14 protein-coding genes and 1 pseudogene are annotated in these 13,705 nt (G+C 40.1%); 13 read left to right on the forward strand and 2 right to left on the reverse strand.

The window, feature by feature from the left end:
* The first annotated feature begins 107 nt into the window (after window positions 1-107).
* The 9 genes from I2432_RS05410 to I2432_RS05445 are packed head-to-tail and all read left to right on the forward strand — an operon-like array spanning window position 108 to window position 6,905.
* Entirely contained in the window at window positions 108-452 is a 345-nt protein-coding gene (locus I2432_RS05410) for a hypothetical protein (RefSeq protein WP_164336867.1), read from the forward strand.
* Between the two features lie 17 nt (window positions 453-469).
* Complete coding sequence (locus I2432_RS05415) at window positions 470-859, forward strand: acetyl-CoA carboxylase biotin carboxyl carrier protein subunit (protein ID WP_206158634.1); 390 nt, start codon at window positions 470-472, stop codon at window positions 857-859.
* A 50-nt stretch (window positions 860-909) separates the two neighbouring features.
* Window positions 910-2,031: a sodium ion-translocating decarboxylase subunit beta gene (locus I2432_RS05420; protein ID WP_037581197.1), complete on the forward strand. Its 1,122-nt coding sequence runs from the start codon at window positions 910-912 to the stop codon at window positions 2,029-2,031.
* Window positions 2,032-2,045: 14 nt separating this feature from the next.
* The gene (locus tag I2432_RS10430; protein WP_012515617.1) at window positions 2,046-2,180 is read left to right on the forward strand and encodes an OadG-related small transporter subunit; all 135 of its coding nucleotides are present in this window, start codon (window positions 2,046-2,048) and stop codon (window positions 2,178-2,180) included.
* 32 nt (window positions 2,181-2,212) lie between these two features.
* Window positions 2,213-2,521: a citrate lyase acyl carrier protein gene (citD, locus tag I2432_RS05425; RefSeq protein WP_037581193.1), complete on the forward strand. Its 309-nt coding sequence runs from the start codon at window positions 2,213-2,215 to the stop codon at window positions 2,519-2,521.
* Window positions 2,509-3,396: a citrate (pro-3S)-lyase subunit beta gene (gene citE, locus I2432_RS05430; RefSeq protein ID WP_037581191.1), complete on the forward strand. Its 888-nt coding sequence runs from the start codon at window positions 2,509-2,511 to the stop codon at window positions 3,394-3,396. Before citD ends, citE begins: the two co-directional genes overlap by 13 nt.
* Window position 3,397: 1 nt before the next feature.
* Complete coding sequence (gene citF, locus I2432_RS05435; protein WP_206158635.1) at window positions 3,398-4,930, forward strand: citrate lyase subunit alpha; 1,533 nt, start codon at window positions 3,398-3,400, stop codon at window positions 4,928-4,930.
* Window positions 4,923-5,483 (forward strand): citrate lyase holo-[acyl-carrier protein] synthase, encoded by a 561-nt coding sequence (citX, locus tag I2432_RS05440; protein WP_206159084.1) that lies wholly within the window; start codon window positions 4,923-4,925, stop codon window positions 5,481-5,483. The genes citF and citX overlap by 8 nt, the downstream gene beginning before the upstream one ends.
* Before the next feature lie 30 nt (window positions 5,484-5,513).
* On the forward strand, window positions 5,514-6,905 hold the full coding sequence (locus I2432_RS05445) for an oxaloacetate decarboxylase subunit alpha (protein ID WP_206158636.1): 1,392 nt from the start codon (window positions 5,514-5,516) through the stop codon (window positions 6,903-6,905).
* 266 nt (window positions 6,906-7,171) lie between these two features.
* Here I2432_RS05445 and I2432_RS05450 read toward each other — a convergent pair whose 3' ends face one another.
* Window positions 7,172-7,651, reverse strand: coding sequence for a PASTA domain-containing protein (locus tag I2432_RS05450; protein ID WP_021320776.1), 480 nt, complete (start codon window positions 7,649-7,651; stop codon window positions 7,172-7,174).
* 330 nt (window positions 7,652-7,981) lie between these two features.
* Here I2432_RS05450 and I2432_RS05455 point away from each other — a divergent pair, with 330 nt between their 5' ends.
* The 4 genes and pseudogenes from I2432_RS05455 to I2432_RS05470 all read left to right on the forward strand — a co-directional run bounded on the left by I2432_RS05455 (window position 7,982) and on the right by I2432_RS05470 (window position 12,385).
* The gene (locus I2432_RS05455; protein WP_012515624.1) at window positions 7,982-8,734 is read left to right on the forward strand and encodes an ABC transporter ATP-binding protein; all 753 of its coding nucleotides are present in this window, start codon (window positions 7,982-7,984) and stop codon (window positions 8,732-8,734) included.
* A 2-nt stretch (window positions 8,735-8,736) separates the two neighbouring features.
* Complete coding sequence (locus I2432_RS05460; RefSeq protein WP_111692456.1) at window positions 8,737-10,692, forward strand: ABC transporter permease; 1,956 nt, start codon at window positions 8,737-8,739, stop codon at window positions 10,690-10,692.
* Window positions 10,693-10,735: 43 nt separating this feature from the next.
* Window positions 10,736-11,401: a response regulator transcription factor gene (locus tag I2432_RS05465; RefSeq protein ID WP_021320779.1), complete on the forward strand. Its 666-nt coding sequence runs from the start codon at window positions 10,736-10,738 to the stop codon at window positions 11,399-11,401.
* A pseudogene (locus I2432_RS05470) lies at window positions 11,398-12,385 on the forward strand (sensor histidine kinase). Before I2432_RS05465 ends, I2432_RS05470 begins: the two are co-directional and overlap by 4 nt.
* Window positions 12,386-12,496: 111 nt before the next feature.
* Here the strand turns inward: I2432_RS05470 and xerS are convergent.
* On the reverse strand, window positions 12,497-13,567 hold the full coding sequence (gene xerS / locus I2432_RS05475; protein WP_206158637.1) for a tyrosine recombinase XerS: 1,071 nt from the start codon (window positions 13,565-13,567) through the stop codon (window positions 12,497-12,499).
* Window positions 13,568-13,705 lie beyond the last annotated feature (138 nt).

A 13,705-nucleotide genomic window follows, 5' to 3' on the forward strand; every position in this document is an offset into this window, starting at 1 on the left:
AAGCGCTCTTAGAAAGAACACAAAAAAGCCATTCCAAAAAGAAGAGGTGGTATATAATAAGCATAGAAGCTTCCCATTCGTGGGCAAACTAAGAAAGGAGGTAGCTTATGCAGTTTTTCCAAAACATATTTAGACGCTCTAAAAAAGAGGCAACAACAAGCCATCAAGATAGAGAGAATAAGTCTGAATTTCCGTTAGATGACTGGGAGCCAGTGCCTAGCTACGTTGCGGCAGACAAAAAGGACTATCAGACAGTTAGTCTGATTGCCAGTGCCATTGCAGCTGGTGAGCAAGCTAGCAGTCAGTTTAAGGTAAAGCGAATCCTAAAGCGCAATCCTGAGGCCTTAACCGTATCCTTAATTGCATCAAGCATTGCAGCTGGTGTTTATCCGGAGAGTCAATTTCTGGTTAGGTCCATTTATAGTAAGAAAGTAAACGTTAGTCATAACTAGTAAAAGGAGAAAAGATTATGTTGCGTAAGTTTAAAATTACCATTGACGGGAAAGAGTACCTAGTTGAAATGGAAGAGATCGGTGCTCCCACCCAAGCCCCAGTAGCACCTCCTGTTCAGCCAGCAACGCCGGCTCCAGTAGCTGAAGAAAAGGTGGCTCCGCAAGCTCCAGCAGCAGCGCCTGTATCAGCGGGGGCAGATGCGATGCCATCACCTATGCCTGGTACTATCTTAAAGGTTTTAGTTAATGTCGGTGATGTCGTACAGGAAAATCAACCTCTATTGATTTTAGAGGCTATGAAAATGGAAAATGAGATTGTTGCCTCAACAGCTGGTACAGTCACAGGGATTCATGTTACTGCAGGTCAGGTGGTCAACCCTGGTGAAGGCCTCATTACCATTAGCTGATTACTCAATTATCTTTCAATTTAGAATGTAGTAGAAAGGGAAGTACATTTGTGGAAACATTAATTGCAGGAGTAACCTCCATCACTATTCCTCAAATCATTATGATGCTTATCGGTGCAATCTTAATGTACCTAGGAATAAAGAAAGAATATGAACCAACCTTACTAGTTCCTATGGGGCTGGGCACTATTTTAGTCAACTTTCCTGGAACAGGAGTCTTAACACAGGTTGTTAATGGCGTTGAGCAAGAAGGGGTCTTTGATGCCTTATTCAATTTTGGAATCGGTACAGAGCTATTTCCATTACTTATTTTTATCGGTATTGGTGCCATGATTGACTTTGGTCCTTTACTTCAAAATCCTTTCATGCTATTATTTGGTGCGGCGGCTCAATTTGGAATTTTCTTTGTAGTCGTTGTAGCCGTATTAGCTGGTTTTGATATTAAGGAAGCAGCTTCAATTGGTATCATTGGTGCTGCTGACGGTCCAACATCAATCTTTGTAGCAAACCAATTGGCAAAGGATTTGCTAGGCCCTATCACAGTGGCAGCTTATTCTTATATGGCCTTGGTTCCGATTATTCAACCATTTGCAATCAAGCTGGTAACCACCAAAAAAGAACGTCGCATTCGCATGACCTATAAGGCTGAAAACGTATCACAATTAACAAAGATTCTCTTTCCTATTGTGATCACACTTGTAGCCGGCTTTATTGCCCCAATTTCTTTACCATTGGTTGGTTTTTTGATGTTTGGTAACCTGCTTCGTGAATGTGGTGTTTTGGATCGCTTATCACAAACCGCTCAAAACGAATTGGTCAATATCATCAGTATTTTACTAGGACTAACCATCTCTATCAAAATGCAGGCCGAGCTTTTCTTGAATGTGCAAACCCTGCTTATTATCATCTTTGGTTTGTTGGCCTTTATCATGGATTCGATTGGTGGTGTGATGTTTGCTAAATTCTTGAATTTATTCCGTAAGGAAAAAATCAATCCAATGATCGGAGCTGCTGGGATCTCAGCCTTTCCAATGTCAAGTCGTGTGATTCAAAAAATGGCTACTGATGAGGATCCGCAGAATTTCATCTTGATGTATGCTGTGGGTGCTAATGTATCTGGTCAGATCGCCTCAGTTATTGCAGGTGGCTTGCTGCTTGCTTACTTTAGCTAAGAAAGGACGTGCTTATGACAATCAATATAGACCATTTGATCCAATCCTTTGAGCTAATGGCGCTTGGAATGGCAGGAGTGTTTGTTGTTTTAGGAATTCTCTATATTGTAGCAGAGGCTCTGATTAAGCTATTTCCAGTAGAAAAATAATAGAATATGATCTAAACAAGGAGGTCAATCAAATGGAAATCAAACAAATTGCTGTTGCTGGTTCGCTTGAATCCAGCGACATGATGATAACAATATCACCTAATGATGGTCAGGGAATCGTTTTGGAATTGGATTCAAGCGTTGAAAAACAATTTGGCAATCATATCAGAGCATTAATCAAGACAACACTTGCCAAGCTAGGCGTTGAGTCAGCAACGATCGAAGCTGTTGATAAGGGAGCCTTGGATTGTACCATTCAGGCAAGAACAATTGCAGCAGTCCATCGTGCTGCTGGAGTTGAGCATTACAACTGGAAGGAGATCGACTCATGGAACGCTTAAGAAGAACGATGATGTTTGTTCCGGGCGCTAATGCGGCTATGCTAAGAGACGCACCCTTGTTTGGAGCGGACTCTATCATGTTTGATTTAGAAGATTCAGTTTCCTTAAAAGAAAAAGACACCTCTCGCGCCCTTGTTCATTTTGCGCTAAAAACCTTTGATTATTCAAATGTTGAGACAGTTGTGCGCGTTAATGGCCTAGACTCTTGTGGTGCTCTGGATATTGAGGCAGTTGTGTTAGCAGGTGTTGATGTTATTCGCCTGCCAAAGACAGAAACTGCCCAGGATATTATTGATGTTGAGGCAGTCATTGAGCGTGTCGAACGTGACAATGGGATTGCTGTCGGTCGTACACGCATGATGGCGGCTATCGAGTCTGCAGAAGGGGTCTTAAATGCTCGTGAGATTGCAAAGGCCTCAGACCGTCTCATTGGTATCGCCCTTGGTGCAGAGGATTATGTGACCAATATGAAAACACGTCGCTACCCAGACGGACAAGAATTATTCTTTGCCCGCAGCATGATTCTTCACGCAGCACGTGCTGCTGGGATCGCAGCAATTGATACCGTTTATTCAGATGTCAACAATACAGAAGGCTTCCAAGCTGAGGTGCGTCATATCAAGCAATTGGGCTTTGATGGCAAATCTGTCATTAATCCTCGTCAGATTCCATTGGTAAATGAGATTTACACACCAACCGAAAAAGAGATTAGTCATGCCAAGCAAGTGATTTGGGCTATTCGTGAGGCTGAAGGTAAGGGATCAGGTGTCATCTCATTAAATGGAAAAATGGTAGATAAGCCAATCGTAGAGCGTGCACAGCGGGTTATCGCTTTGGCAACAGCTGCTGGGGTATTAACAGAGGAGGACATTTAGCATGGTTAAAAATAAACTTGGTCGTGATATTCCTCAGGAGTATGCTGATCACTATGGAGTATTTGAAGGAGAGCTAGCACGTATCACTAGCTACAATGAATCAAGCCGCCGCATTAAGCCTGTAAAGCCAGGTGACAGTAAATTGCTTGGCTCTATTCGTGAAGCTATTGAAAAGACAGGCCTAAAAGATGGCATGACCATTTCATTTCACCATCATTTTCGTGAGGGGGACTTCGTCATGAATATGGTTCTTGATGAGATAGCCAGCATGGGAATCAAAGATTTAGCTATCGCTCCAAGCTCTATTGCCAATGTGCATGAGCCATTAATTGAGCACATCAAAAACGGAGTGGTTACAAGCATTACCTCATCAGGTTTACGTGATAAGGTTGGTGCAGCTATTTCATCAGGGATTATGGAAAAGCCTGTTGTGATTCGTTCTCATGGAGGACGCGCTCGTGCGATTGCTAGCGGTGATATTCATATTGATGTTGCCTTTTTAGGGGCACCAAGCTCAGATGAATATGGTAATGTCAACGGTACGATTGGTAAGGCTACCTGCGGCTCACTTGGCTATGCTATGATTGATGCCAAATACGCAGATCAAGTAGTGGTATTGACAGATCACCTAGTTGATTACCCCAACACCCCAATTAGCATTCCGCAAACTGATGTTGATTATGTCGTGACAGTTGATGCTATTGGTGATCCGCAAGGAATTGCTAAGGGAGCAACGCGGTTTACAAAAAATCCTAAGGAGCTCCTAATTGCTGAATATGCAGCCAAGGTCATCACACAATCACCTTACTTTAAGAATGGCTTTTCCTTCCAAACGGGTACAGGAGGAGCTTCCTTAGCAGTGACTAGGTTCATGCGTGAGGCCATGCTTCAAGAAAATATCAAGGCAAGCTTTGCCCTTGGAGGCATTACAAACGCTATGGTAGAATTGCTCGAAGAAGGATTAGTTGAGAAAATCCTAGATGTACAGGACTTTGATTACCCTTCAGCAGTTTCGCTTGGTAAAAATGCTCAGCATTACGAAATTGATGCTAACATGTATGCTTCACCACTAAGCAAGGGATCGGTTATCAATCAATTAGACACCTGTATTTTATCAGCACTTGAGGTTGATACCAATTTCAATGTTAATGTCATGACAGGTTCTGACGGTGTTATTCGTGGGGCTTCCGGAGGGCATTGTGACACAGCCTTTGCTGCCAAAATGAGTCTAGTGATTTCGCCTCTGATCCGCGGACGCATTCCAACCTTTGTAGATGAGGTAAATACAGTAATTACACCTGGAACAAGCGTTGATGTGGTTGTCACAGAAATAGGTATTGCTATCAATCCAAACCGTCCAGATTTGATCGAGCATTTCAAAGACTTGGAGGTTCCTCAATTTAGTATCAAGGAATTAAAAGAAAAGGCCTACTCGATTGTTGGGACACCTGATTGTATCCAATACGGTGATAAGGTTGTAGCTCTTATTGAGTATCGTGATGGCAGCCTAATTGACGTTGTCTACAATGTCTAAGGAAATGATTTTCAAGGGGGAAGCTGTTACCCTAGCTGACATGCTAAGGGCACGTGAGGACAGAAGTTTTCGTCAAGGAAGGCTTCTAACAGAATTTCCAAACGAAAGCCTGCTTTGTGTGACCATGAATATTCCAGGCCCCATTAAAACGTCACCTGCTTTACTTGAGGTCTTTGATAATGTTATCAGGGCAATCCTAGAAAAGCTGGCTGGCAATCAGATTAGCTATCAGCTTCGTTTGCTGCCTAAAACGGGTTATGAATATTATCTTGTGACAGCCTTAGATAGTCAGGCATTAAAGCTTAAAATGATTGAGCTTGAGGCTGATTTACCGATTGGCAGGCTAATGGATTTGGACGTTTTAGTGATGTCAAATCAGCTGCCAACCCCTATCAGTCGAACAGCCTTAGGCTTTCCTCCACGTAGCTGTTATCTTTGCTCAAAAGAGGCTAAGGCTTGTAGCAGAAATCGCAGTCACTCGGTAGCAGACATGCAGGCAGCCCTTGCACAATTGCTTCAATCATTTTTTGAAGGAGACAATCACCTCAGTTAGACTTAACGGTATTCTTATAAGGAGAATGATATGACAAAAATCCGTATAACAGAAACAGTTTTGCGTGATGGTCAGCAAAGTCAAATTGCCACCCGCATGACTACAAAGGAAATGATTCCGATTTTAGAAACACTAGATAATGCTGGCTATCATGCCCTAGAAATGTGGGGAGGAGCTACCTTTGATTCTTGCCTACGTTTCTTAAATGAAGACCCTTGGGAGCGTCTAAGAACCATTCGTAAAGCAGTCAAGAAAACCAAATTACAAATGCTTCTGCGTGGGCAAAATCTTTTAGGCTATCGCAATTATGCTGACGATGTCGTCCGCAGCTTTATCCAAAAATCCATTGAAAATGGTATTGATATTGTACGCATTTTTGATGCCCTAAATGATCCCCGTAATCTAGAGACGGCCGTTTCAGCGACAAAGGAATTCGGCGGTCATGCACAGGTTGCTATTTCCTACACAACAAGTCCGGTTCATACTGTCGATTATTTTGTAGCCTTAGCAAAAGCTTATCAGGCTATCGGTGCAGATTCTATTTGTATCAAGGACATGGCTGGGGTGTTAACGCCAGAGATAGGCTATCAATTAGTGAAGCGTATTAAGGAAAGCATTGATCTACCACTTGAGGTTCACACACATGCTACCAGTGGTATTTCTGAAATGACCTATCTCAAGGTCGTAGAGGCTGGTGCAGATATTATTGATACTGCCATATCCTCATTTGCCGGCGGGACAAGCCAGCCAGCAACAGAATCGATGGTTATTGCTTTAGAGGACTTGGGGATTGATACCGGAGTAGACATGACAAGGCTGACAAAAATTGCCGAGTATTTTAATACTATCCGAGATCACTACAGGGCAGAGGGCATTTTAAATCCCAAGGTTAAAGACACTGAGCCTAAGACCTTGCTTTATCAGGTTCCTGGCGGCATGCTGTCCAATTTGCTAAGTCAGCTTAAGGAACAGGGACTCACTGACAAATATGAAGAGGTTCTGGCTGAGGTTCCAAAGGTTAGAGCTGATTTAGGCTACCCCCCACTGGTGACTCCACTATCGCAAATGGTGGGCACTCAAGCCTTGATGAATGTTATTTCAAGTGAGCGCTACAAGGTTGTCCCAAATGAAATCAAGGACTATGTCAGAGGACTTTATGGTCAACCTCCTGCGCCACTAGGCGAAGGCATTAAAGAGAAAATCATTGGTGATGAAGCTGTTATCACTTGTCGTCCAGCAAATTTGATTGAGCCACAATTGCCCTTGCTTCGTCAAGAAATTGCAGGCTATGCCTGCTGCGAGGAGGATGTATTGAGCTATGCCTCTTTCCCTCAGCAGGCAAAGGATTTCCTAGGACGCAGAGAGGATCCCTTTTATGATATCCCAGTTCAGTACGTCACCGTTGATATAGCAATGGATTAATCAAAAGAATAAAAAGCAAGATAACTAATAAAATCAATCTCCTAATTATTAGTCAAAGCTACCTACCAATAAACTCCTTGATCATAACCACCCGTCTAATGAAATGACCCCCAAAAGGTCAGTCCAAAATGCTAAATATTGAAGGCTGCTACATAACGGGTGGTTTATTTGTTTAGCACCTGCTGAGCAAGATAGACTTAAAGTCACACATATTAAAAAACAAGCTGATACTATTAGGGTCAGCTTGTTTTTTAACAGTTATAGCCTTATTTCTTCTTAAAAGGAAACTTAATTTGCTTAACAGCTTCGATGGTATCAGCAATTCTTTGATTTCGTTCGACAGCCTTTAGGGTCTCTTGATCTAAAATAGCCTGACTTTTCTCAAGGACATCTACAGTAACATAATAAAGCTTCACTAAGCTTCCCAGCTTATACTTTCCAGGCTTGGGTGACATGGAAACAACCTCATTTAAGCTAGCATGTATCCATTTTTTACTAGGCTTGACCGGCAATAGTGCGACAACAAAACCTAGCTGTTCCAGATGCTTTTGCGCTTTATCAACAGGTAAATTAATCACATCATCTAAAAGCGTTAGCTGCATTTCCTTTTCATGCTTTTGTTCCATATGCTTTTCGATAATGGGACGGGTGTTATCTATCGTTTTTCCTATAATTTCAGTGGTATCAGGGATAATGGAAAACAGCTTTCCGACAGTCCCTAGCGTTTTTTTGATTTTCTTAGCCATTGACGCTTCTCCTAAATAGAATTCTCCTTTCATTATATCAAAATGATAAGAAAAATGATGTTATAAAACTTACAAATCTGTAAGTCACCCATCAAATCTTGTAAGCTAACCAGACTATTAATTAGGGTAAACTATAAGCTGTAAAGAAAAAAGAGTTTAGAGCAATAGGTTCAGTCAGCTAAGACGATTCTTGTTGAGAGCTGGGCTGCTTCATGAAAGAAGGAGTGGTTAAGGCTGACAAAAGGCACTAAATGCATCACTAGCTAAATACGTCACGATAGTGGCTATATTTAAAGCTAAAAGAGTATAATAGACACAAAGGAGTTTCATATGTTATTAGAAATTAATCATTTAGAGAAGGTTTTTCGGACACGCTTTTCAAAGGAAGAAACTAGAGCCTTACAAGATGTTGATTTTAAGGTTGACAAGGGTGAGTTTATTGCCATCATGGGAGAGTCAGGCTCAGGAAAAACAACCCTATTAAATATTCTGGCAACTCTGGAAAAACCAACCAAGGGATCTGTTTTATTGAATGGCACTGACATTACAAAAATTAAGGAGGGTGACCTAGCTAATTTCCGACTTCAAAACCTAGGCTTTGTTTTTCAGGATTTTAACCTCCTAGACACCCTATCGATCAGAGATAATATCTTTTTACCCCTTGTTTTAAACCGTAAGCCATTTAAAGAAATGGAAAGACGGCTCAACATCATTGCCCCTAAGCTGCGCATTGAAACGCTTTTAGATAAACGTCCATTTGAAATTTCTGGTGGTCAAAAGCAAAGGGTTGCTATTGCAAGAAGCTTAATCACCAATCCGCAATTATTATTAGCTGACGAACCAACAGCAGCACTTGATTACCGCAATTCAGAGGATATTCTCAATCTTTTTGAGGCCATTAACCTAGACGGTCAGACACTCTTGATGGTAACACACTCTGCCAATGCTGCTAGCCATGCTAAGCGAGTACTGTTTATCAAGGACGGCCGTATTTTCCACCAAATCTATCGTGGAAATAAAACGAATTTAGAATTTAGCAAAGACATCTCGATTGCCATGGCCGGTCTTTTAGGAGGTGAATAAAGATGTTTTATCTCAAACTAGCTTGGAATAATCTACGAAAGTCCTTATCCGTCACAGCTCCTTTTTTACTGGCAAGCACTGTTTTATATATGCTCAATTGTATTGTCTTGATTATCATGATGAGCCCCGTATCAGAATCGATGAGACATGGGTTTATGCTATTAGGACTAGCAATCTTTGTTTTAATCATCTTTGCCACTATTATGGAGATTTATAGCTATAATTTTTTACTAAAGCAAAGAAGTCGAGAATTTGGTCTGTACAATATTTTGGGAATGAATAAAAAGCAGGTTGGTTTAGTCTCAACGATCGAGCTTGTTTTTATGTACTTAGGGACAGTAGTCGTAGGAAGTATCCTATCAGCTATTTTTTCACACGTCTTTTATTTGATTTTCGCTAATCTGGTAAGAGCAGTCCATTTAGAATTACAAATCAATCCTGTTGCTTTTATTTACACCACTTTAATCTTCGCTGCTATCTTTGGTTTATTAGAGGTTGTTGGCTTGATTAAAATCAGAAAGACCTCTCCCTTAATGCTCTTTCGTCATAAAGAACAGGGTGAAAAAGAGCCAAAGGGTAATTTATTACTAGCAGCCTTATCCATCATATTGCTTAGTATTGGCTATTACATCTCCTTATCATCGACAAAGCTGACAGCATTAGACACTTTATATCGGTTTTTTATAGCAGTTATTATCGTTATTATCGGGACCTATCTCTTTTACATTTCCTTTATGACTTGGCACTTAAAGCGTCGCCGTCAAAACAAGGCTTATTTTTACCAGCCAGAGCATTTTGTCAGCACCTCTCAGATGATTTTTAGAATGAAGCAAAATGCTGTAGGCTTGGCAAATATTACCCTCTTAGCTGTTATGGCCTTTGTTGCAATAGCAACAACAACTGCGCTTTATGCTAATAGCGAGGCAATGTCTAATCAGCTATTTCCTAAAAATACTCATATTAATTTTGATAATTCAGAGATTGACAATCAAAAAGAGGTTTTTAACAGACTTATTGTTGAAAAGACCAATAAGCCTGCCTCGGATTTTCTAGTCTATTATAGTAGCATGGTTTCTTTTGAAGTATCCCAAAAAGAAACCATTGTAGTAACCAAAGAATCCTTGCTAAATCCTAGTCCAGTCACTACAGGCTATGTCTACTTAGTCACTCAAGATGATTTTCGCGCCTTGGGCAATCAATTGCCTGAATTAAAGGATAATCAGACTGCCTTCTTTAAGCAAAGAGGGGATAGTCAATTACGACAGCTGGATATTTTGGGCAAATCATATACCAATGTCAAAAATTTAACATCAGTAACCTTCCCAGAGGCAGCTAACACTTATAATGGTGCAGTTCTTGTGGTCAAAGATATGGAAACACTAAAGGATATTCAAGATAGCATTCAAAGCATTAATCATACTGGCGGACGGGCCAGCATTTCAGCCTATGCTGATTTAACTAAGGCTGACCTTAGGAGTATTAGTGATGACAAGGGAATCATTAGTGATGGCGATACTGTTATAGGCCATATCGAAACTAAAGAGGAGTACCTCCAATCAACCTATGTCTTAACCGGCGGCTTCCTTTTTACAGGCTTTCTTTTAGGCTTGAGCTTTGTACTTGGGGCTGCACTGATCATTTATTACAAGCAATACTCTGAAGGCTATGAGGATAAAAAATCTTACAATATTCTTCAAGAGGTCGGCATGAGCAAACAACAAGTCAAAAAAACCATCAATTCCCAAATTGTATTGGTGTTCTTTATGCCCATAGCTATGGCAGTCCTACATTTTTGTGTTGCTCTGGTTATGCTCAAGCAAATGCTCTTGCTCTTTGGCGTTTTAAACACTAGCCTCATTTACCTAGTTAGTGCGATGACCATTGGTGTTATTATCGTTATTTACTTTACCATTTACAGGATAACAAGCAGAACCTATTACAATATTATTGAACGATAAGACAAGTGGCGATTTTTCGCCACTTTTTTGATAAAATAATATTATGATTAAAGCTGGAAAAATTTATATTGTCGAAGATGACGCTGCTGTCTTAACACCCTTAAAAGAGCACCTGAGTCAGAACTACCAGGTTCTTACCGTCTCTAACTTTAGAGACATAAAACAAGAGGTGATTGATTATAAACCGGATCTCATTCTTATGGACATCACCTTACCGTTTTTTAACGGCTTTTACTGGACCACAGAAATTCGTAAAACATCAACAGTGCCAATTATTTTTATCTCAAGCAGTAATGATGAGATGGATACGGTCATGGCACTTAATATGGGAGGAGATGATTTCATCTCCAAGCCCTTTTCTCTAACCATTTTAGACGCAAAAATCGCAGCATTTTTAAGACGCTCACAGCAATTTAGCAGTGATGATGTGACCATAGATCAATTTAAGCTACATTTTGATGGTACCTTATCTAATGGCACAGATAGCATTCATTTATCGCCAACAGAGCACAAAATCTTAGCGATTTTATTTACTCACCCGCAGCAAATTGTTTCAAAGGAAGATATTCTAGCAAGGCTTTGGGAAAACGAGAGCTTTATTGATCAAAACACGCTTAATGTTAACATGACGCGTCTGCGCAAAAAAATATCAGCTATTGGTTTTGACCGTATTCACACAGTGAGAGGAGTAGGCTATATTATCAAATGATAAGAGCATTTTTTAAGGAATATTATTCCTGGTATATCCAGTATGGGGTTGTTATGGCTGGTTATCTGCTGATCTTTTGGCTTTATAGGCTTCCTTTAGGCTATTTTAAAGTGACTAGCCTAACCATACTAACCTTGCTAATATTGCAAGGCTTTGGAAACTATATTAGGTTCAAAAAGAAGATGAAGATTTTACAAGAATTTATTTATGTAAACGAATTAGATCAGCTGCACTCCCCTAGCGAACAAGCCTATAGGTCTTTGATTATTAAGCTTAAGGAAGCAGAAACAGAGGCAGCACTAAACCAGCTTAACAACCAAAAGAATACAGAAGCACTGATTAAAATGTGGTCTCACCAAATGAAGCTTCCCCTAGCGGCTATGTCCTTAATGATTCAAACCAACCATATTGATATTAAGGATTATCAGATCTAGGTTCTACGCTTGGAGCATTATCTCAACAATCTATTAAGCTATTTGAAGTTTAACCAGCATAGTGATGATTTTCGGTTTCAGGTTTGCTCTGTAAAGCAGCTTGTGACCTCAGTTATCAAGAAGTCCAGCCAAGCTTGTATTGCTAAGGGTATTAGCATTGCAGTTGATGGTGATTGGCAATTGAGCACTGACAACAAATGGCTGTCATTTGCACTGACACAAATTATTGACAATGCGATCAAATATTCTAAGCCACAAGGTCACATCAAAATCAGCATTAAGGGAGACAGTATTTCTATATCAGATAATGGTATTGGAATACTAGAAGAAGATTTACCACGTCTGTTTGAAGAAGGCTTTACTGGCTACAATGGTCATGAGCATCAAAAGGCAACCGGTTTAGGCCTCTTTATGACAAAGCAAATACTTGATAAATTAAATTTAGACATAACTATTTCCAGTCAAATTGACCAAGGAACTCTAGTCGTGATTCAAAAAAAAAAAAAAAAAGCATTCTAAACAGACCAAATTCTCGACTTCTTTGCTGTAAAAAATGATAGCCATAAATCTCCATGCAAAAAAGACTGAAAGCACAGATTTTCAGTCTTTTTAAGTAGGATAAGGTGACTAATCTATTTTGCATAATTTTAGTTATGTAAAATCATAATTGATCCAGGGCATTTTTTTGCTCATCGTTAACAATATGAGTGTAGAGATCTGTGACTTGGGTCGAGGCATGACCAAGCTGATGACTTACTAGGACCTGTGACTTTGTGGTATCATAAAGTCTCGTCGCAAGCGTATGGCGTAGCTTATGAGGAGTTACACGAATTTTAAAGCCTTCAGAATATTTGCCTACCATTTTTTCAATGCTTGAGGCGTCTATCCGATTAGGGAGCCCACGGTAGGCTGTTAAAAAGAAGGCTACGTCCTGTTTTTCTGCTTGATAGCGGGCTTTTCGCACTGATAAATAGGCTTCTAAATAAGGCTTGGCAAAAGCAGCAACATTGACCGAATCTCTCTTACCTCCCTTACGGGTAACCTCGACCAGCATCATGTTGAGGTTGACATCCTTAAGATCTAGATTAACTGCCTCGGACAATCGAATACCAGATGCCAGCAGTAGAGCGATAATGGCTAGGTCGCGTTCCTTATTTTTTCGGAAAGAAGCCTTTGCCCGATTTGATAGCTTATGTTCATATTCTTTGTCGACATAGTCTAAAAATGCCATCGTCTCATCGCCTAAAAAAAGCTTTTGTTTAATATTTTCAGCCCTGGCTGCTAAGGTTTCTCTTTTCTTTTTGGTTGCCACCTTTTTCATGACATTTCGATAAAAATAAGGCTCTCCATGCTCATTTTCAATCTCCTCGGTAAGGTATTTATACAAGCTGGATAGTGCAGAAAGGGTACGATTAATGGTGGTTTGCGATACCCCTTTTTTAGTTGAATAGGTGTTCAAGGAAGGACGCTCACGAAGATAAAGAATAAAAGCTTCCATATCCTTTTTACTCAAATGCTCCAGAGTAGTCAAGTCAACATCAGCAATCTTAGCAGCCTTTGATAGATCAGAATCGATTAACCAATCTAAAAAGCGTTTGTATTCTTTCAAGTATTCGTACAAGGTCGTAAAGCTATAAGGAACAGAAAGCTTAGATTGATAATAATCAAGGACATACCAAGGCATGATGTTTTTGTATTCTTCAATTTTAGCAAGCAGCAAGTCACGTTTCATAATAAATTCTCACAATGTTTCGTTAACAAATGAAATACCCATTGGATATCAGACTGATAGTAGTATATCACAGTTTGAGATGTTTTTCAAGAAAATTATAGTTTTTCGGAAAGATATGTGATAGTTATTTTACTAGAG

Source organism: Streptococcus equi subsp. zooepidemicus (assembly GCF_015689395.1).
Taxonomy (GTDB): Bacteria; Bacillota; Bacilli; order Lactobacillales; family Streptococcaceae; genus Streptococcus; species Streptococcus equi.

Bases quoted from the DNA above. Each gene is read 5' to 3' on its own strand.
- I2432_RS05410 (WP_164336867.1), top strand. From the start codon at position 108: ATGCAGTTTTTCCAAAACATATTTAGACGCTCTAAAAAAGAGGCAACA.
- I2432_RS05415 (WP_206158634.1), top strand. From the start codon at position 470: ATGTTGCGTAAGTTTAAAATTACCATTGACGGGAAAGAGTACCTAGTT.
- I2432_RS10430 (WP_012515617.1), top strand. From the start codon at position 2,046: ATGACAATCAATATAGACCATTTGATCCAATCCTTTGAGCTAATGGCG.
- citD (WP_037581193.1), top strand. From the start codon at position 2,213: ATGGAAATCAAACAAATTGCTGTTGCTGGTTCGCTTGAATCCAGCGAC.
- citE (WP_037581191.1), top strand. From the start codon at position 2,509: ATGGAACGCTTAAGAAGAACGATGATGTTTGTTCCGGGCGCTAATGCG.
- citF (WP_206158635.1), top strand. From the start codon at position 3,398: ATGGTTAAAAATAAACTTGGTCGTGATATTCCTCAGGAGTATGCTGAT.
- citX (WP_206159084.1), top strand. From the start codon at position 4,923: ATGTCTAAGGAAATGATTTTCAAGGGGGAAGCTGTTACCCTAGCTGAC.
- I2432_RS05445 (WP_206158636.1), top strand. From the start codon at position 5,514: ATGACAAAAATCCGTATAACAGAAACAGTTTTGCGTGATGGTCAGCAA.
- I2432_RS05450 (WP_021320776.1), bottom strand. From the start codon at position 7,651: ATGGCTAAGAAAATCAAAAAAACGCTAGGGACTGTCGGAAAGCTGTTT.
- I2432_RS05455 (WP_012515624.1), top strand. From the start codon at position 7,982: ATGTTATTAGAAATTAATCATTTAGAGAAGGTTTTTCGGACACGCTTT.
- I2432_RS05460 (WP_111692456.1), top strand. From the start codon at position 8,737: ATGTTTTATCTCAAACTAGCTTGGAATAATCTACGAAAGTCCTTATCC.
- I2432_RS05465 (WP_021320779.1), top strand. From the start codon at position 10,736: ATGATTAAAGCTGGAAAAATTTATATTGTCGAAGATGACGCTGCTGTC.
- xerS (WP_206158637.1), bottom strand. From the start codon at position 13,567: ATGAAACGTGACTTGCTGCTTGCTAAAATTGAAGAATACAAAAACATC.